The sequence below is a fragment of the Chitinophagales bacterium genome (genome assembly GCA_019694975.1).
Taxonomy (GTDB): domain Bacteria; phylum Bacteroidota; class Bacteroidia; order Chitinophagales; family UBA10324; genus JACCZZ01.
Genome location: JAIBAY010000014.1, coordinates 1 through 18,057, shown reverse-complemented (window position 1 = coordinate 18,057; position 18,057 = coordinate 1). Strand labels below are relative to the sequence as shown.

Below are 18,057 nucleotides of genomic sequence, written 5' to 3'. Positions count from 1 at the left end.
GTATGTCCAGCAACAAAGGAAACCCCATTCATTATTGCCACACAATAATATTGAACTGCAAAAAAGCATCCGTATCATAATTTGCTCATGTGTAGTATAGATCTAAAAACATTTTCGGGAATACCCGGTGAAGATTTTGTATAATCATCACAACACTGCTTAGCTTCATAGAATCACTTCATAATCATCAGCGTTCCGGCAGTATTCTTGTCATCGCTAATAAAACGGATGGTGTACAATCCCGCAGCAAGTTGCAGCGTATTAAAAGCAAGCCGGTGGTTTCCGGCAGGAAAAGTGCCTTCAGCCGGACGTGCTGCTTCCGCTCCATATAAATTCATCAGTCTTATGCTGACATGCTGAGCTTGATCCAATGAAAAGCTGATTTGTAAATAGCCACCGGTAGGATTAGGAAAAATACTGAAATTATCTGTTGCCGTTGGTGATATGTCATGCGTGGCAATGGTTCTGGTTAAGAATACGCGGAAAAGCAGGTTGCTGGCCAATGAATAACCTTCATTCGCATTGTTGGTACTGATACCACCGTAGATGTATCCAATCAGTTGCTTGCCGGTGAAAGTATTCAGTTTCAACACGCCGTTAGGATAGGTGACATTGTTCATGGCAGGAAAGAACTCGGCATTGGCTCCGTAAAGTCCTGGAAATTTTACCGGTAACACAGACTCCGTTGTGCTGCCATCTTCTGAACGTGTAAGTGTTGTAATGTCATTGATAAAAGGTACAAGTGTGTCTTCGGTTAACAGATTGGTAGTGTCATTACAATCATATAAACTGATGCCCCCGAAAAAGGTGGTATACATAGTATGGCTCACCGAATCATAGCACGTAACTACAGGGCAGGTGTACTGGCTCATTTTTTGTTCAAAGCTAAAGTCGGTTACTGCGCCGCTTTCATCAAAATAAACCGGATGCGTGTAAGGCAGATTTTTATCATATCGGAATACTCCTCCATAAAGTCCGAAAGATTCACTTCCATCGGCATTTATTAAGGGGGCAGCATTGAGATCACGCCGGTGAAAATTGTCAGTATCAGTTTGCGCAGCAAAATTGTTGATGGTAAGATTGTCTCCATCGTCTTCTAACTCAAACCGGCTGATACTGTTGGTATATTGCTGCAGGAAGAATGAGGAAGTCAACTTGGTATAAAGCCCTGAAAAGTTGTGGCCGCCAACGAGGAAGTAAGTGCTTCCTGATTTTTGCAACGCGCCGCCGGTAACGGCTAAATCGTTGTAAACTGCCTGCCTGATATAGGGCGCAAGGTTATTGCTGCCGGCAACAATTTCATTAATCACGGCATCCGTTTGCAATGCAGTAATTGTCGGAAATGTGATTTTCGCATCAGTGAGTGAGTCATTGCCATAACCGCCAATAATATATAGCTGGCTGCCGGATTGAATAAATTCGGTGTTGGTGGCTGATAAAGAAGTGCGGATCGCATAAGGCAGCAATGATAAGGGGGCCGACCAAACCTCCCAATCGTCTGTATCAATTACAAAAAGCGACTGGTTTGCTTCCGTAGGCGAAAAAGCGGAATTGGGGAAAAAGCTGTGCAGCCCATCGGTACGCCCTGTTACTATCAGCCATTTATCGCCTGACTGTGCTTTGGCAAAAGAATGGAGGCCCGGCAACTGCGGCGCCACCACCTCTTGTAGTTCAATGGTGAAAGGTGGCAATGGTCCTTGTTGTGCGGTGGCCGCATAGTGTAGTTGTGCAAGACAAATAATAAGATAGTACCGGTGTAGCTTTTGTTGCATACTTTAGATTTATACGCATCTGGAGTGCAAATTCGAAAAATTGGGTGTAATGCTAAGAGAATAAACCTTTTGTTAAAACATTATAAAACAACGCCCCTTTGAGATGTTGTTTTTATAGCATAGCTACGGCTGATTCAAAGATAGAATCGTTATTCAGCCATATTCGCGGTATCCTGAATTTTGTGACTTTTTTTGACTACCTTGCGGGCCATTCTTTTCACCTGTAAACGATCCTCAACTTGTCATTAGCAAAATTAAGTTTTCCTCAGAGTTCTGGAGACCGTTTCTATTCAGAAGTTAAGTCACGGGTTAATAAGTATTTCCAGGAGCAGGGCATGTCAACACATGCCAACGCACAGATGGTGATTAAAACAATTGTGATGTTTACTGTGACCTATGGTGCGTACGGGCTGATCATAGCCGACTTTTTACCAATGTGGGCTATGTTTCTGCTTTGTATTCTGATGGGAATGGGTATCGCGGGGCTGGGATTTTCTGTTGCGCATGACAGCATACATGGCGCTTATTCATCAAACGCACGCGTTAATTATCTGCTGGGGCTCACCATGAATCTGATCGGCGGAAGCCGTTATGTGTGGAGCATCACCCACAATGTGGTGCACCATACTTATACCAATATTCATGAATATGATGAAGACCTTGAACTGGCGCCTTTTATCCGTTTGTCGAAACACAAGGAGTACCGGCCCATCCACCGTTTTCAGCACATCCTTGCCTTCCCCGCATATTCATTAGCTACTGTTTTCTGGGTTTTCCTGAAAGACTACAAAAAGCTTTCTCAGCAGGACATTGGTCCGTATAAAAATAAGAAGCATCCTGCCGGAGAAATTATTTCATTATTCATTTTTAAGGCCATTTACTATTGCTACACAATCGTAATTCCGTTAATGGTAATGGACATTACATGGTGGCAGTTTCTTATTGGTTTTTTGACGGTACACATGGTTGCAGGAACTATTCTTGGTATTGTTTTCCAGTTGGCCCACACCGTAGAAGGAACGGAACATATTAAGACGGATGCCGAAGGCATTATGGAAGATTCCTGGGCAGTACATCAAATGCGTACGACCAGCAATTTTGCGATGGGAAACCGTTTCATCAACTGGTACGTTGGCGGTTTAAATTTCCAGGTGGAACATCATTTGTTTCCGCGTATCTGCAGCATTCATTATCCTGCCATCAGCAAGATTCTGAAGAGCACGGCTGAACAATTCAATGTGCCTTATCACTATCATGAAAAACTCGGTGGAGCAATTCGGTCGCACTACAATTATCTTAAGCAATTAGGACACCCTCCTGCGCCGGTGCAACAACATCTTGCACAGGCAAGTTAAGCATGCAAAGCCCTGGCTACAGGGCTTTTTTATTTTGTATACGTCCGGGATTTTGCTGCAAAAATTGTTTCCAGCCAGTCACCTTTTCCCCGGTTGCCTGAGGGGTTTTGTTTTGAAAATGATGACACACTGCAACCGCTAAAGCATCCGTGGCATCGAGCAGGAGATACTGATGGTCGAATTGGAGCAGCCTGGATAGGATTGCCGCTACTTGCTCCTTCGATGCATTGCCGTTTCCGGTAATCGATTGTTTTATCTTCCTGGGAGAATATTCAGTAACAGGAACACCTTCCGTTAAAGCCAGCGTAATGGCGACACCCTGGGCTCTGCCAAGTTTCAGCATTGATTGCACATTTTTTCCGAAAAATGGTGATTCAATTGCCATCTCCGTTGGTCTGAACTTCCTTATCACCTGGCTGATTCCATCAAATATTCCTTTCAGCTTCTGATAATGATCCGCTGCCTTATCCATCCGCAATACGTCAATTTCAATAAGTTTCATTTCGTTCCGGTAAACTTCCAAAACGCTGTACCCGAGAATATTGGTGCCCGGATCCACCCCCAGGATCACGTTCTTTGTTCCCGTATCTTTCTTTTTTATTGTCTTTGAGATATTGCTGATATGTATGTGGTTTGAAAAAGCAAGTTACATTTCTTCAGCAGAAATTGCATGACTCGCAGTATTGCCGTCAGCATTGATTGGTTGTAAAACCTTTTATGGATTCCATTGTTCCAAACAATATGTTCAGCTCCATTCATGTTTGGTACATTTTTTATCTTAGCACAATACTGTTTCAAGCAGCAGCTTATTAGATGAAAAAACTGATTTTGCCCGTACTCCTTTTTCTACTGGCCCTGACATGTGCATCGGCGCAAAATGAAAATACATGCACTGTCAGGAACACCGCCTTCAGTATCGGTGAGCAGGTCTATTATAAAGTATCCTATAACTGGAATTCGCTCTGGCTGAATGCAGGTGAAGTCTCCTTTAAGGTAAATGAAGGTTTTTTCAACAATAAGCCATGTTATCATATGGTTGGTTACGGAAGCACGTATAAATCCTATGATATGTTTTATAAAGTACGCGATACGTATGAATCCTATATAGATATGCAGACACTGAAACCATTACGTTTTATCAGGAATGTGAATGAAGGAGGTTATACCATAAATCAGAACGTCGTTTTCCGGCATAGTGAAAAGGAAGCTGTTTCCACCAAAGGCACCTTTATGATTCCGGACTGCGTGCAGGATGTGCTTTCCGCGATCTATTTCGCACGCAACATTGACTTCTCGAAGTACAGAAAAAATGACACCATTCCGGTAACCTTGTTTCTTGATGATGTACTTTATCCGGTGTACATTCGGTACCTCGGTAAGGAAATCGTGACTACCAGGAACGGGAAATACAATTGTATCAAGTTCAGTCCGCTGCTGATTGAAGGCACCATATTTAAAGGCGGGGAAGAGATGAAAGTGTGGGTGACCGACGATAATAACAAAATTCCTGTGCGTGTTGAATCACCGATCATTGTAGGCTCGGTTTATGCCGAATTATATAAATACTCAGGGCTTCGTAATCCCGTTTCTTCAAAACTGAATTAAGCACAGGGGCGTTCCGCGCCAGCGCAAAACCGAAATTAGTTTTCTGATTCATCATCTGCCTAAGCATCCTCTTGTAATAACTATCATTGTATTGCTCCATCTGTTGGAATGTTTTTCTATTTTTAGAAAGTTTACACAACCGGCATGAGAAATATTAACGCACCGCTTTTTTCTTTCCTGACGGCTGCTGGCTTGTTAATTACGGCCATCATGCTGTTTCCACAAAAACGGATGGACCATGAAAATGATTGGGAAGGTGAGGAATCACCACTGATAAGAATGCAATGGGAGCAAAACCGGTATGCTGATCCTGCAACCGGCACCATCCCTTCACATGCAGTATGGAATGCTTATAAGCAGCTTGTGGCGATGGGGAAAATTGCCTCACCGGTATTTTCTTCGCAGGCAACAACACGAGGCACCGGCTGGGAACTCGTCAACGATTTTTTTTCTTCCATCGCCATTACAAAAATCACTTATGATCCGCAACATCCGCAAACATTCTATTTCTGTACCGGTGAAGGATGGTATAATGCAGATGCTGCCGTTGGTGCCGGTGTCTGGAAATCGAATGATGCAGGCGCAACATGGTATCAGCTTCCTGCAACGGATACAATACTCTTCAGCTATTGCCAGGATATTGATGTTCATCCGCTGACTGCTGATGTCTATGTAGCTACTTCATCTTCGGGACTCATGCGATCACAGGACGGTGGCGCTACGTTCAGGCAGGTGCTGCATGTTCAGGGTTCACAAAACAACAGTATCTGCGATGTTGAGTTTACAGCAGCTGGTGGCATTTTTGCAACTACCGGTATCTTTCAGTCAGGCGCTATTTATTATTCCGAGACCGGCGACTCGGGAACGTGGGTAAAACAAACCAATGGCTTCCCGACCTCAGGAATTTTCAGGGTTGAACTGGCAACTGCGCCGTCCAACGACAGTGTTGCCTATGCGGTGGCCTGCAACAGTTCCAACTACGGTATTGCGGGATTTTATAAAACAATTGATAAAGGCGATAACTGGTTCGCGCTTCCTGATCCGGGCGGTGACTTAACTTTTGCTAAAAAGCAAGCATGGTATGATTTAGTGCTGGCCGTTGACCCGAATGATGAAAATACGATTGTGGCGGGAGGATGGCAACAGTGGCGGTCAAAGGATGGAGGCAACACCTGGTTTCAGCTGGCACATGGAAATCCTGATTCAACAGCATACCAATATATGCATGTGGATCAGCATGCCATTGTTTTCAGAAATTCCGATACCATCTATTTCGGAAACGATGGTGGTGTCTGGAAGTCGGGAAATTTCCAGGACGATTATCCTGATATATATGAACGGAATCTTGGGTATCGTGTAACACAGTATTATGCCGGAGATATACATCCCAATGCCGGAAACCTGACTATTGTCGGCGGAACGCAGGACAACGGAAGCAATCAGCTGCAATATGTTGGTGTCAGTCCGCATAAAACACTTTCAGGATATGACGGGGGCTTTTGTGCCATCAACTATGAACACCCTGAAATTATTTATACCACAAAAAACTCGAATGGCATTTTCAGGACAACAACCGGAGGATACAGCATCCCTGACACGATCACGAATGCTTATCTTACTGATGCTGATGTGCAGTTTATTAATCCCATAGCGCTTGATCCTAATGATCCTGAACTGCTTTACATGGCGTCGACCAACAAAGGTTTGTGGCGCCTCAAGAATGCATCTGTTGCAGGCGATTCAAGCTGGGAGCGTGCATCCAAGAGTATTGGTGCGATCACGGCAATCGGAATTTCAAAAAGCCAGGCAGGAACTGTTTTCATCGGTAAAGCAAGCGGAGGAAATATTTACCGGATTGAACATGCAGACACTACCACTGCCAATCATGCATGGATTGATTGTGACCCGCAAAATTTACTGCCTTCCGGTTCGATATTCAATCCTGTATATTGCTCCTGTATTTATGTTGATCCTATAGATGTTAATCATGTATTTGCCATTTTTTCAAATTATGGAATAAATAATATTTGGGAAACAAAGAATGCCACGGCGCCACAGGTTCAATGGACGGCACATGACGGTGATTTGCCAAACCTGCCCGTCAACTGGATCTTCCCGCATCCTTTGCATCCGGAAGTATGCTATATCGCCACAGAGCTCGGTGTTTTTTATACCAATAACCTGAGTGGCGCCAACACCAGCTGGACACCGATGAATACCGGCCTTGCCAATGTAAGGGTGAATATGCTGTTCTATCGCGCATCAGATCATGTGCTGGTGGCGGCTACACATGGACGCGGGATGTTTGCCGGAACTGTTCCGATGGATGGTCAGGATTTTGCGATAAGCTGGAATGAAAGAGGCCCATTGGATGTGGGTGGAAGAACAAGAGCAATAATGATTGATCCGAATGATCCGAGTGGCCAGACGATATGGGCGGGAAGTGTGGCCGGCGGCCTTTGGAAGAATTCAGGCATCGATGCAATGCAGTCTGTTGGTACCGGCCATCCGTTTGTCAGCCGGCAGACATTGCATTTTTTTCCAAACCCTGTTTCCGCCAATGGTGCAACGATCCAATTTACATTTCCGGTAACTGCACCTGCTGCAATTTATATCACTGATCAGGCGGGTAACCGCATTCAGACTTTAATGGATGAAAAGAACATGGCAGCTGGAATGCATACAATCCATTGGAATCCTTCTGCGGAAATAACTGATGGAATTTATTTCCTGTGCATGAAATCCGGTGAAAACTTTTCGGTACAGAAGCTTGCCTTTTTCCGCTGAACCCAACTCTGCGTATTCAATTTTATTATTACACTTTGATGAACGCCTGCCTCTTGTTTGCAACCGCCATCGGATTGTAATGGAGTAGCAGGAAAATGACGTTCTAATTTTATATCCGGAAGCCTGATAAGACTTACTTTCCTGATAATAATATACCACTATTCCGATGGGTCGAAATGCATTAGGACGCATTGACAATTTCATCCTTGATCGTATCGCTATGCTGCCACTTGATGCGTCATCCCGTATTTTTCAACGTAATTTTGCAGAAAGATTCAGCAGAAAGTGGATAGAACAAGGCATCATCAGTATTTCACGCTTGCACAAGCTATAAAACCATTTAAGTCGGTTTACCTGAATTTCCGCAAAACAGCTGAAATCAATTGTTTTCACCTTCTTTTCGCTCAAAACAGGTTGTTCCTGCTTTTTTTTGGGGCTTTCCACATTTTTCAGCATATTTTTTTTGTGTTGCCTGTAACCTTTCGTTGTTTCTGCGTTCTAACTTAAAAAAATAGGAAAATGAGAACTTATAATCTTGGTTTAGTTGTACTGATTGGCATGATTCTGATAACATTTTCGTCTTGCAAGAAGGACGGATGGCCCTGTAAAAACGGTGACGGTGCCATTCAGACTGAATTCAGAAATATTACCGGCTTTACCCGTATTGACAATGAAATGGAGGCAGAAGTATATGTGAGCCAGGGAACTGAATATGAAGTGAAAATTGAAGCACAACAGAACCTGCTTGAAGAAGTGGTTACGGAAATTGATGGTGATGAATTGCAGATCTGGTCGAAGCATTGCATCAATAAGCATGATCCGATAAAGGTCTATGTCACCTTGCCTACACTCACTCAACTCGACCTTAGCGGTTCAGGCCTTGCTGTGCTTACAGGAAATATTACTTCCAATTCCTTATCCCTGGTAGTGAGCGGATCAGGATATATGCAGTCGCTTGACACGCTATTCACTGACAATATTCAACTCACCGTCAGCGGTTCAGGAAAGGTTGATTACCTCGGCGAATCGAGAACTGCGAATGCCGTTGTTTCGGGTTCCGGAAATATTACCATGATTGGCAGAGGCAATGCCTCGGATACCGGATTACAAAGCACATTGAACCTGACTGTATCCGGTTCAGGAGCGATTATGGCGTATGATTATCCGGTGGAAGTCTGTCATTTCACCATCAGCGGTTCAGGCCTTGGGCAAGTAAATGTGTCAACCCTGTTACAGGGAACCATCAGCGGCAGCGGCAGCCTGATGTACATGGGTAACCCACAATTGGATGTGACAATAGGCGGAAGCGGTTCAGTAGTTCATGTTAACTGATATTCACTGTTTCCCTTCCGATTATTCCACTCTCCCTAATCATATCTCCTGTCGTGATTTCAGAGGAACAGTCAAAGATTGAGGCTGCGAAGAAAGACCCGAAGCACTTCAGGTATTTCTATGAGCGGCATTATAAGGAGATCTTTCTCTTTATCTACCGCCGGACGGATGATGAAGACTTATCGGCAGACATTGCACAACAGGTATTCCTGAAGGCATTGCAGGGTATTGACCGCTACGTGTACCGTGGCATACCATTCTCAGCATGGCTGTATCGTATTGCCGGCAATGAAGTGATGCAGCATTTCAGGGATCAGCAAAAATTCAGGATTGTGAGCATCGATAATGAAGGGGTGAATGAAATGCTGGATGAAGATTTGGGGCACCTGGAGATGGCAAAAAGAGAGGCCCTGTTCACCGCCATAAAAAAACTCAATGCAGCAGATTTAGAAATGATTGAAATGCGATTCTTTGAAAGGCGTTCCTTCAAAGAAATCGGCGAGATCAAAGGAATAACGGAATCCAATGCCAAGGTAAAGGTGCACCGTATCCTGGAACGTGTCAGGAATTCAATATCGGTAGCAGTTTAATTCACGGCCATGAGAAAGATCAAATTTAAAACTGAGTATGTGCCGCTAAGCGACGATGCCATTAATCGCCATAAAAACTTCGATCAGTTGATGGCGGCCTATGCAACTGCGCCTAAACCGAATTGGTTTAAACAATTTATTCAAAAAAAGTGGACTATGTTTGGAGGAGGATTATTCACCGGCGCAATTATTACTTCAGCGCTTTGGTATAGTATGAATGTACAGGAAGTGCAAACAACAGCCGTTGATGCAGTTGATTATGTTTCTGAAATAAAAGCACAAGAATTTTCACAGTCTAATCCAACAGACGAAGCATATGCTCCTTCGCAAGGAAAGGAAGTCACCGGTATATTACACGAAGCAGAACGTAAGGCCGCTGATGCTGAGAAAAAGGATTTTAACAATGCGGCAATTCAAAATCAGAGCGATGCTGCGCAAGCCACTGCGGAACGTACAACTAACAATGCAAACGAAAAAACAGTGCTGGCCTCCGCAACACCGGCTAAACGTAATGCACCTGATAAGAATGCTTCTTTAAAGATGGAAGAAAAAACCTTTGCAGTCAAAGCACCGGCTGAATCAGCTAACGACGCTGTAATTGAAAAAGAGGAAATAATAGTTACTTCTGCTGTTACAGTGGCCAAAGATGCAATGGTCATGTCCGATGGCCTAAAGGATGCATTGCAAAACGACAGGATGGATACTGCAATAGCGGAGAGTCATACCGTGACGATTGGTCCGGTAATGAACGAAACTGTGGTAAATGTGGAGGAGTCATTTTCTCCGTCTTCCCTTACGGAAACCGAGTTGCAGGAAGATAAGCTGAATCCGGAAGTTATTGCCGGTGCTGCTTTGCTATCTGCTCCGGCAATATCTTCGGGCGTTCCATCTGCAGATGAGAAAAAAGTTGAAGGCAAAAACAAGCCGGAAGGAAATACAGTTAACAATTCCGTTACCTTTTCCCTGCTGAAGTTAAATCCCTTTCGCCGTGACAGCAGTAATAAAACGGCAGACGATGCCGGGCATTCCGGCTGGTTGAATTTCGGAAAAGATTCTTCCGATAAGCAACATGCTGCACGCCACCTTACAACGGATAGTACATTTTCATCCGGGAATAATTCCGGCGGGTTAAGCGATGATTCACTCTACATTCAGCGTTATGCGCAGGTTTCATTCATCACACCGATGAGCAGCAACGGCATTGACGGATACAAATACAAGCACTACATATCGTTGAACATTCTGCAAGGATATAATGGTGCATTGGAAGGTGCTGAATTCGGCGGATTGATCAATGGATTGAAGGGCTATGCAACCGGCGCACAATTCGCGGGCCTTGGCAACCATATCGGAGGCAATTTAAAGGGCGCACAATTTGGTGGCCTTGGCAATTATGCTGGCGGTGATGTAAAGGGGGCGCAATTTGGCGGGCTGGCGAATATCGGAGCTTCGGTGAGTGGTGCGCAGTTCGGCGGCATCACTAATATCAGCAGATCATATGTTACAGGATTCCAGGCAGCCGGTATTGCCAATCTTGCTGCTGATTCATTAAACGGGGCGCAGGTGGCGGGTATAGTAAATATTGAGAGTTCTTCAGGAAAGTCGGCTTCGTGGCAGATCGCCGGTATCGGTAATATTGCATTGGGGAAAAACAGTGGCGGCCAGATTGGCGGTATTTTTAATATTGCCAACAATCTGAAGGGCGGTCAGATTGGACTGATAAATTACGGAAAGAAGATCAGCGGATTTCAGATTGGCCTTATCAATGTTTCTGATTCAATTGATGGTCCGGCCATCGGATTAATCAGCGTGAGTGCTGACGGAATTTTTGATGTGAATGCGTGGAGCAGTGATTTCCTGACATTTAATGGTGGCATCAGGGTGGGAACAAGGAATATCTATAATATTTATGCCTATGGAATTTCGCCATTTAATGCTGATTTACCCTTTGGTTTTGGCGCGGGCATTGGTGGTCATATTCCGGTTAAAAAATTCTTTGTGGATATTGATGGCATGGCCTGGTCAATGCATCGCAGCTATATCAGTTTCGAGCGAATCAATCTGGTCAATACTTTCCGTGTAATGGGTGGTTATACTTTCAGCAAATATTTCAGTGTATTTGCCGGCCCGACTTTAAACGTGAGTATACAGGATAATCATTATGAACCATTCTTGCCAAATTATTTCTACGAAAGCATAAACCAGGATAATACCATTCGCATAGCACCGGGCTTTGTGGCAGGTGTCCGGCTGTTTTAAACAATACGATGCGGAACAGGAATTCAGTATACTGCAATCCGGCTTGGGCTGTTGCAAAAGTTTCAACAACCAAAATGCTGCTACAGAAGCAGGTGGTGCAACCCGTTGTTTTGGCAGATGCATGCAATTTATCATTGATAATGCCGCATTCTTTGTAAAGGATCTTTCATCAGGTTATCTGTTTTTATCATGTCCCGTTTTTTTCAGCAAGTGTATATTCTTCAAAAGCTTTTCCGGCAAATGATAAAGCGCTGACTGGTTGGAATAGCGCTTGGGGTATATTCCCGGAACCGTTTAACGAATGCCATAATGCATCGGCGTTCGGAACTATCATCTGGGGTACATCTTTTCAACCACACACTGTGAAACGATTATATTTGCGCCTCAAAATAAAACTGCCATATGGGATTACAGGGAGGAATTGTTGGATTACCCAACGTAGGCAAGTCAACCTTATTCAATGCGCTATCCAATGCAAAAGCCCAGGCAGCAAATTTCCCGTTCTGTACGATTGAACCAAATATCGGTGTCATTACGGTGCCTGATCAGCGGCTGACGGCATTGGCGAAGCTGGTGAATCCCAAAAAGATTGTGCCCACGACCGTGGAGATTGTTGACATAGCAGGGCTTGTGAAAGGCGCAAGTAAAGGGGAGGGGTTAGGAAACCAGTTTTTGGGTAACATCAGGAGTACGGATGCTATCATACATGTTATCCGCTGCTTTGATGATGACAATGTAATTCATGTGGATGGATCGGTGAATCCCGTGCGTGATAAGGAGATTATTGATACGGAACTGCAGCTGAAAGACCTGGAGACGGTGGAAAAGCGGATCGCCAAGCAGGAAAAAGTTTCCCGCACCGGTGACCGCGATGCGAAACGGGTGATGGAAACATTGCAGTCCTATAAATCACACCTGGAAAGCGGAAAGTCAGCACGCAGTATTTCGCTCAGCCCGGAAGATATAGCTGCTGTTGCCGATATGTTTTTGCTCACGGCGAAACCGGTGTTATATGTCTGCAACGTGGACGAATCGGCTGTGACGGCAGGCAATAAATATACGGAGCAATTAAAGGCGGCAGTACAAGATGAGGATGCGGAAATATTATTTATCAGTGCAGCTATTGAAGCCGATATCGCACAGTTAGAAAGTTTTGAGGACCGTAAGGCCTTTTTGCATGACCTTGGACTGGAAGAGTCAGGCGTCGAAAAACTGATACACGGAGCATATCATCTGCTAAAACTACGGACTTATTTTACGGCGGGTGTTCAGGAAGTGCGTGCCTGGACTATCAGGAGTGGCATGTCTGCTCCCCAGGCTGCGGGTGTCATTCACTCCGATTTTGAAAAAGGATTTATACGTGCTGAAGTAATTGCCTATGATGATTTCATAAAATACGGCAGTGAAGCGAAATGCCGTGAAGTCGGCAGATTGCGTGTGGAAGGAAAGGAATACATTGTGGCTGACGGAGATGTGATGCATTTTCTTTTCAATGTCTGAAAGGTTGAATGGCGGATATTATGGGTTGATTGAAATGTCAAAATGTTATTCCTTTCAGCAGGCAATAAGTACATATCGATAGGCATAGCATGCAGATGTAGATTGCCGATGCAAGCGATGTCTTTCATGAATGCATTAAACGCTTTATAACTGAAACATCAACCCTTAAAACTACCCGCATGATCATCATCACCGGCGCTGCAGGCTTTATCGGTTCATGCCTTGTTGCAAGGCTTAATGAAGAAAAAATCTACGATCTTGGATTGGTTGATGATTTTTCAAAGGAAAGCAAGAAAAGGAATTATGAGAACAAACGGTTTCTCAATATCATCAGCCGCGATGAGTTTATTGATTGGCTTGATCTGCAGCATGAGTCCATCGAATTTATCTTTCACCTTGGCGCACGCACCGATACAACGGAATTCAACACGCATATTTTTGATGATCTCAACCTCAATTATTCGAAAGCAATATGGAAGCGATGTGTGCAGTACGGCATTCCATTAATCTATGCTTCATCCGCTGCCACTTATGGCGCTGGTGAACTTGGTTATAAAGACGATCATGCAATTATTTCCCGGTTGAAACCACTCAATCCTTACGGCATTTCAAAAAATGAGTTTGACAAATGGGTGCTCGGACAAAAGGATACACCTCCATTCTGGTGCGGATTAAAGTTTTTTAATGTCTATGGTCCGAACGAATATCATAAGTCCCGTATGGCTTCAGTGGTTTTTCATGGCTTTAAACAGGCGATGGAAAACGGCAGCATCAGGTTGTTTCGCTCGCATCGACCCGAATATGAGGATGGCAAACAGCGACGCGATTTTATTTACGTGAAGGATGTAACTGATGTGTTATTGTTTTTCTATAAGCAACAAACGGCTTCCGGTATTTACAATTTAGGCACCGGGAAAGCCCGTACGTTCCTCGACCTGGCGAACAGTACTTTTGCGGCTATGGAAAAAAGCCCTGCGATTGAATGGATTGAAATCCCTTCTGACATCCGTGAAAAGTACCAGTACTTTACAGAAGCAGATATGAGCAAGCTATATGGTGCCGGTTATACTGCGCCGTTTCATTCGCTCGAGGAAGGCATCCGCGATTATGTACAGCATTACCTGCTGAAAAACAAAATATGGTAATTGTTATTACGGAAGCTGAATAACAGGTTAATGATTTGAAACTATCTCAAAATACACGGAGTCATCCTGTGCCAATTGATTGGGATCAAGATCTCTTCAATTCATTGACAGATGCCGGTATAAATTCGGCATGACCGCATTGATTGCCTGTCTTGAGATAGCTTCCAATAAAAAAAGGCGGCCCCGCCGGAACCGCCTTTGCTGCTATGTAAGTCGGGAACTATTTTTTCATCTTGCTCTTTGCTTCCGCGATGGTTTTCTCATTCTGCTGAATATAGCTGGTATCATTTTCTTTCTTCGCAAGTTCCATTGCCTGCGTGCCTGTAGCTACAGCCGCATCATATTTTCCCATCTGCAATTCTATCTTTGCTTTGCCAGTCATCATCCAGTAGGCTTCCGGCCGGGCATCAATAGCTTTGTTCACCCATATATAGGCCTGATTGATGTCTTTCCCATTTTCAAAATAGTAATTCGCAGCCTGCCAGTATGGTGGCTTCTCACCCTTCATGGCTTCATCAATCTGCTTCATTATCTTGGTATCGATATCAGCAGTAACGTTGAAGGTAACTCCGGTTTTTTCCCAATATAATGTGAGGCTGCAGGAATTTGGCTTTATGTCATTTATATCTATTGTAAATGTTTCAACATCGTGTGATAACTTGTATGACTTAACGGTAAACCTTACCAGGTCATTTTCAGCTTTGTAGCCATCGCTGCCCCACAGTGTGGTATCTTTGGAAAGAATGATTACCCATTCATCCTTGCCGGGAATGGTGTATAATCCGTACTTCCCTGCAGGCACATCCTTACCTTCTACCTTTACATCTTCACCAAATGCAATTTTGGTGGATGCATTGGCACCTGTGCGCCATAGTTTGTCGTAAGGGACAAGATCGCCATAGATGGTTCTGCCTTTTACACCTGGCCTGCTGTAAACGAGGCTGATGAATGATGTTGCGAAATTCTGCGTCACCGTAACGGTCGGACTTGGTGCAGGTATGTTCAGCGGCTGTGCCACGACGCCTGAACCGGCTGATATTACAGTTACAAGAACCAGTAGTAAAGAAATGGTTTTTCTCATGGGGATTGCTTTTATGCAAATATAATCTACCTGTCTGAGAATAGGCTTGTGCGTTGTCATTTTCGACGTTAATACAGTGTATGCATATGGCATTCAATAGATTTCGATGGAGCAGAATCATAATCTGCCGGATGGTAATTTATTAGCGAGTAATTATTGAGCATGATTTTCAATTCACCTTCCAGACATGGCTTACTTTTACAACTAATGTAGTAGTTTGTGCCACTTTTTCACATATAAACACTCATCATGATAATCGAAAACCGAACAGTGGTTACCCTGAATTACCGGCTCACCGTAAATGAAAATGGTAATGAAGTGGAAGTGGAGAAAACGGCACCGGAAAATCCTTTTGTATTTATTTTTGGGGCAGGGCAGCTATTGCCTGATTTTGAAAGTAATTTATCGGGAAAAACGATTGGCGACACTTTTGATTTCAGAATCAGTGCGGATAAGGGATATGGTTTGAGTGATGCGCAGAATATTGTGCCGGTTCCTATTTCCGTCTTCGTGGATGAATCCGGTAAGCCGGATGCCTCTTTGTTGAAAGTCGGTAATGTATTGCCTATGTCAGACAATGCCGGTAACAAATATCAGGGCAGGGTAAAGGAGGTTACCGAGGATCAGGTGATCATGGATTTTAACCACCCTCTCTCCGATAAGGAGCTGCATTTTACGGGTGAGGTGGTAGCCGTACGTCTCGCTACGCTGGAAGAATTGCAACACGGCCATGTACATGGTCCGGGTGGACATCATCATTAACCCGTAATATGAAATTCTAATAAGACCGGCAAATCACCGTGAATAGATTACCCCTTTTATTTTATCAGCGATCGCTCCGGTTTCAGTAAGGCAGGATATTGCTGCTGAAAGCGTTTGATGCGTGGTATCGATTCATGCTCAACGTAAGGATTCGTTGGATTCAGCTGTATATAATTCTGATGGTATTCCTCCGCGGTATAGAAGACTGTAAATGGTACCACCTGTGTCGCAACAGGTGCGGCATACTTGCCTGACGCATTCAGCATGCTGATGTAATCTTCAGCAAGTTTTTTCTCTTCATTGTTACCATAAAATACAATCGAACGGTATTGCGTCCCATGATCAGGCCCCTGCCCGTTTACCTGCGTTGGATCCTGTGATGCAAAGAACACCTTCAGCAAAGTGGGGTAGTCAACAATGGCTGAATCATAGTAGACAGTAACTGACTCAGCATGACCCGTTCTTCCGCTCCCTACTTCTTCATAGGTTGGATTTTTTTCCGTGCCTCCCGCATATCCTGAAACAGCTTCCGTCACGCCGTTTACACTTTCAAACACACCTTCCACGCACCAGAAACAACCCGCGGCAAATGTTGCGCGGTGGTATTTTTCAAGCAAAGAATCGCCTATGCTTCTTGAAATGCTGGCAGTTTCGGTTGATGAACTGCTACCATTGTTTTTTTGCGCGCATGATGTTAAACTGATCATGAGCAGCAGGAAGGGAATAATGTAGCGCATAGCTGGCTTAATGTGATTTTAGTATGATTTACGAATTGCAGCTGGCAACGGATGCAGTTGGCATGTTTGATGAATGAGATTGGAACAGTCGTTGAACCTTATCAGTTCACGGGCTGCCAAAAATATTTAACCGGAAGGGAATTCATTAACAAAATCGGCAATAAATGACTGTTGTAGTACTGCAATATCTTGTTAATTTAAAAAAGCGAATTTGCCGGTAATGACAGCGCTATCATTAAATTGCACACTGATCAGGTAGATGCCGGTCGAAAGACGTTTATTGAAGGGTATTACGTATTGCATCGTGCCTGATTGTACACTTTCCTGGTGTGTAAATATTTGCCTGCCAGTCATTTCAAATATTGAAATTTGAATGGAACCGGTTACCGCTGCCGTAACTATCAGGTTTAATGATTCATCTTCTCCGGGAGGTAAAATTTTTAAATTATTTTGCTGGTTCAATAGCCCTTCAATGATTACCTGATAGCAGCTTGTATCTGCACAGCCTGCATTGGTTTCAATCACCAGGCAGATTTGATATTCACCGGGTTCATCTACCACTGCATCGGTTTCCGGCCCGCTATCACTGAACAAATCATTGTTGATGTACCAGTGCCAGGAAACTACATCGCCTCCGGCGGAAGAACTACCATTGAGGAATATAGTGTAGCCTTCCACATTCCAGGTGAAATGCGCTTCGCAATCACCCTGAGGCGCTTCCACCATCACGCCGTGACAAAACGTATCAACGCAACCTGCAGCCGTTTCAATCACCAGGCAGATCTGATACTCACCGGGTTCATCTACTATGACATCGGTTTCCGGCCCGCTATCACTGAACAAATCATTATTGATGTACCAGTGCCAGGAAACTACATCGCCTCCGGCGGAAGAACTACCATTGAGGAATATGGTGTAGCCTTCCACATTCCAGGTGAAATGCGCTTCGCAATCACCCTGAGGCGCTTCCACCATCACGCCGTGACAAAACGTATCAACGCAACCTGCAGCCGTTTCAATCACCAGGCAGATCTGATACTCACCGGGTTCATCTACTATGACATCGGTTTCCGGCCCGCTATCACTGAACAAATCATTATTGATGTACCAGTGCCAGGAAACTACATCGCCT

The 18,057-nt window shown here is 44.2% G+C and carries 14 protein-coding genes; 9 read left to right on the top strand and 5 right to left on the bottom strand.

Features of this window, described 5'->3' with window-relative positions; genetic code table 11:
* Positions 1 to 173: 173 nt before the first annotated feature.
* A complete protein-coding gene (locus K1X61_16355; protein MBX7110225.1) occupies positions 174 to 1,772 on the bottom strand; it encodes a T9SS type A sorting domain-containing protein in 1,599 nt (532 codons plus the stop codon).
* Between the two features lie 239 nt (positions 1,773 to 2,011).
* Between K1X61_16355 and K1X61_16350 the strand changes: the two genes are divergently transcribed.
* Positions 2,012 to 3,127, top strand: a complete 1,116-nt coding sequence (locus tag K1X61_16350) for an acyl-CoA desaturase (protein ID MBX7110224.1) — start codon at positions 2,012 to 2,014, stop codon at positions 3,125 to 3,127.
* Positions 3,128 to 3,143: 16 nt separating this feature from the next.
* Here the strand turns inward: K1X61_16350 and ruvC are convergent, their stop codons facing one another.
* On the bottom strand, positions 3,144 to 3,728 hold the full coding sequence (ruvC, locus tag K1X61_16345; GenBank protein MBX7110223.1) for a crossover junction endodeoxyribonuclease RuvC: 585 nt from the start codon (positions 3,726 to 3,728) through the stop codon (positions 3,144 to 3,146).
* 212 nt (positions 3,729 to 3,940) lie between these two features.
* On the opposite strand from ruvC, the gene K1X61_16340 reads away from it, so the two are divergent.
* The 7 genes from K1X61_16340 (at position 3,941) to rfaD (ending at position 14,345) form a co-directional block, all read left to right on the top strand.
* Positions 3,941 to 4,732, top strand: a complete 792-nt coding sequence (locus tag K1X61_16340) for a DUF3108 domain-containing protein (GenBank protein ID MBX7110222.1) — start codon at positions 3,941 to 3,943, stop codon at positions 4,730 to 4,732.
* Between the two features lie 144 nt (positions 4,733 to 4,876).
* Positions 4,877 to 7,519, top strand: coding sequence for a hypothetical protein (locus K1X61_16335; protein ID MBX7110221.1), 2,643 nt, complete (start codon positions 4,877 to 4,879; stop codon positions 7,517 to 7,519).
* A gap of 519 nt (positions 7,520 to 8,038) precedes the next feature.
* A complete protein-coding gene (locus tag K1X61_16330) occupies positions 8,039 to 8,851 on the top strand; it encodes a DUF2807 domain-containing protein (GenBank protein MBX7110220.1) in 813 nt (270 codons plus the stop codon).
* Between the two features lie 53 nt (positions 8,852 to 8,904).
* Positions 8,905 to 9,441, top strand: coding sequence for a sigma-70 family RNA polymerase sigma factor (locus K1X61_16325; GenBank protein ID MBX7110219.1), 537 nt, complete (start codon positions 8,905 to 8,907; stop codon positions 9,439 to 9,441).
* 9 nt (positions 9,442 to 9,450) lie between these two features.
* On the top strand, positions 9,451 to 11,700 hold the full coding sequence (locus K1X61_16320) for a hypothetical protein (protein ID MBX7110218.1): 2,250 nt from the start codon (positions 9,451 to 9,453) through the stop codon (positions 11,698 to 11,700).
* A gap of 402 nt (positions 11,701 to 12,102) precedes the next feature.
* Positions 12,103 to 13,200, top strand: coding sequence for a redox-regulated ATPase YchF (gene ychF / locus K1X61_16315; GenBank protein MBX7110217.1), 1,098 nt, complete (start codon positions 12,103 to 12,105; stop codon positions 13,198 to 13,200).
* Between the two features lie 179 nt (positions 13,201 to 13,379).
* Positions 13,380 to 14,345: an ADP-glyceromanno-heptose 6-epimerase gene (rfaD, locus tag K1X61_16310; GenBank protein MBX7110216.1), complete on the top strand. Its 966-nt coding sequence runs from the start codon at positions 13,380 to 13,382 to the stop codon at positions 14,343 to 14,345.
* Positions 14,346 to 14,565: 220 nt separating this feature from the next.
* Here the strand turns inward: rfaD and K1X61_16305 are convergent, their stop codons facing one another.
* Positions 14,566 to 15,426 (bottom strand): DUF2911 domain-containing protein, encoded by an 861-nt coding sequence (locus tag K1X61_16305; GenBank protein MBX7110215.1) that lies wholly within the window; start codon positions 15,424 to 15,426, stop codon positions 14,566 to 14,568.
* Positions 15,427 to 15,675: 249 nt separating this feature from the next.
* Here K1X61_16305 and K1X61_16300 point away from each other — a divergent pair, with 249 nt between their 5' ends.
* The gene (locus K1X61_16300) at positions 15,676 to 16,188 is read left to right on the top strand and encodes an FKBP-type peptidyl-prolyl cis-trans isomerase (protein MBX7110214.1); all 513 of its coding nucleotides are present in this window, start codon (positions 15,676 to 15,678) and stop codon (positions 16,186 to 16,188) included.
* A 56-nt stretch (positions 16,189 to 16,244) separates the two neighbouring features.
* Here the strand turns inward: K1X61_16300 and msrA are convergent, their stop codons facing one another.
* Positions 16,245 to 16,895 carry a peptide-methionine (S)-S-oxide reductase MsrA gene (gene msrA, locus K1X61_16295; protein ID MBX7110213.1) on the bottom strand — a complete coding sequence of 217 codons (651 nt, stop codon included), beginning with the start codon at positions 16,893 to 16,895 and terminating at the stop codon, positions 16,245 to 16,247.
* Positions 16,896 to 17,117: 222 nt separating this feature from the next.
* The coding region (locus K1X61_16290; GenBank protein MBX7110212.1) for a T9SS type A sorting domain-containing protein at positions 17,118 to 18,057 on the bottom strand (940 nt) is incomplete at its 5' end.

Bases quoted from the DNA above. Each gene is read 5' to 3' on its own strand.
- K1X61_16300 (MBX7110214.1), top strand. From the start codon at position 15,676: ATGATAATCGAAAACCGAACAGTGGTTACCCTGAATTACCGGCTCACC.
- K1X61_16330 (MBX7110220.1), top strand. From the start codon at position 8,039: ATGAGAACTTATAATCTTGGTTTAGTTGTACTGATTGGCATGATTCTG.
- K1X61_16340 (MBX7110222.1), top strand. From the start codon at position 3,941: ATGAAAAAACTGATTTTGCCCGTACTCCTTTTTCTACTGGCCCTGACA.
- msrA (MBX7110213.1), bottom strand. From the start codon at position 16,895: ATGATCAGTTTAACATCATGCGCGCAAAAAAACAATGGTAGCAGTTCA.
- K1X61_16305 (MBX7110215.1), bottom strand. From the start codon at position 15,426: ATGAGAAAAACCATTTCTTTACTACTGGTTCTTGTAACTGTAATATCA.
- ychF (MBX7110217.1), top strand. From the start codon at position 12,103: ATGGGATTACAGGGAGGAATTGTTGGATTACCCAACGTAGGCAAGTCA.
- K1X61_16320 (MBX7110218.1), top strand. From the start codon at position 9,451: ATGAGAAAGATCAAATTTAAAACTGAGTATGTGCCGCTAAGCGACGAT.
- K1X61_16355 (MBX7110225.1), bottom strand. From the start codon at position 1,772: ATGCAACAAAAGCTACACCGGTACTATCTTATTATTTGTCTTGCACAA.
- K1X61_16335 (MBX7110221.1), top strand. From the start codon at position 4,877: ATGAGAAATATTAACGCACCGCTTTTTTCTTTCCTGACGGCTGCTGGC.
- rfaD (MBX7110216.1), top strand. From the start codon at position 13,380: ATGATCATCATCACCGGCGCTGCAGGCTTTATCGGTTCATGCCTTGTT.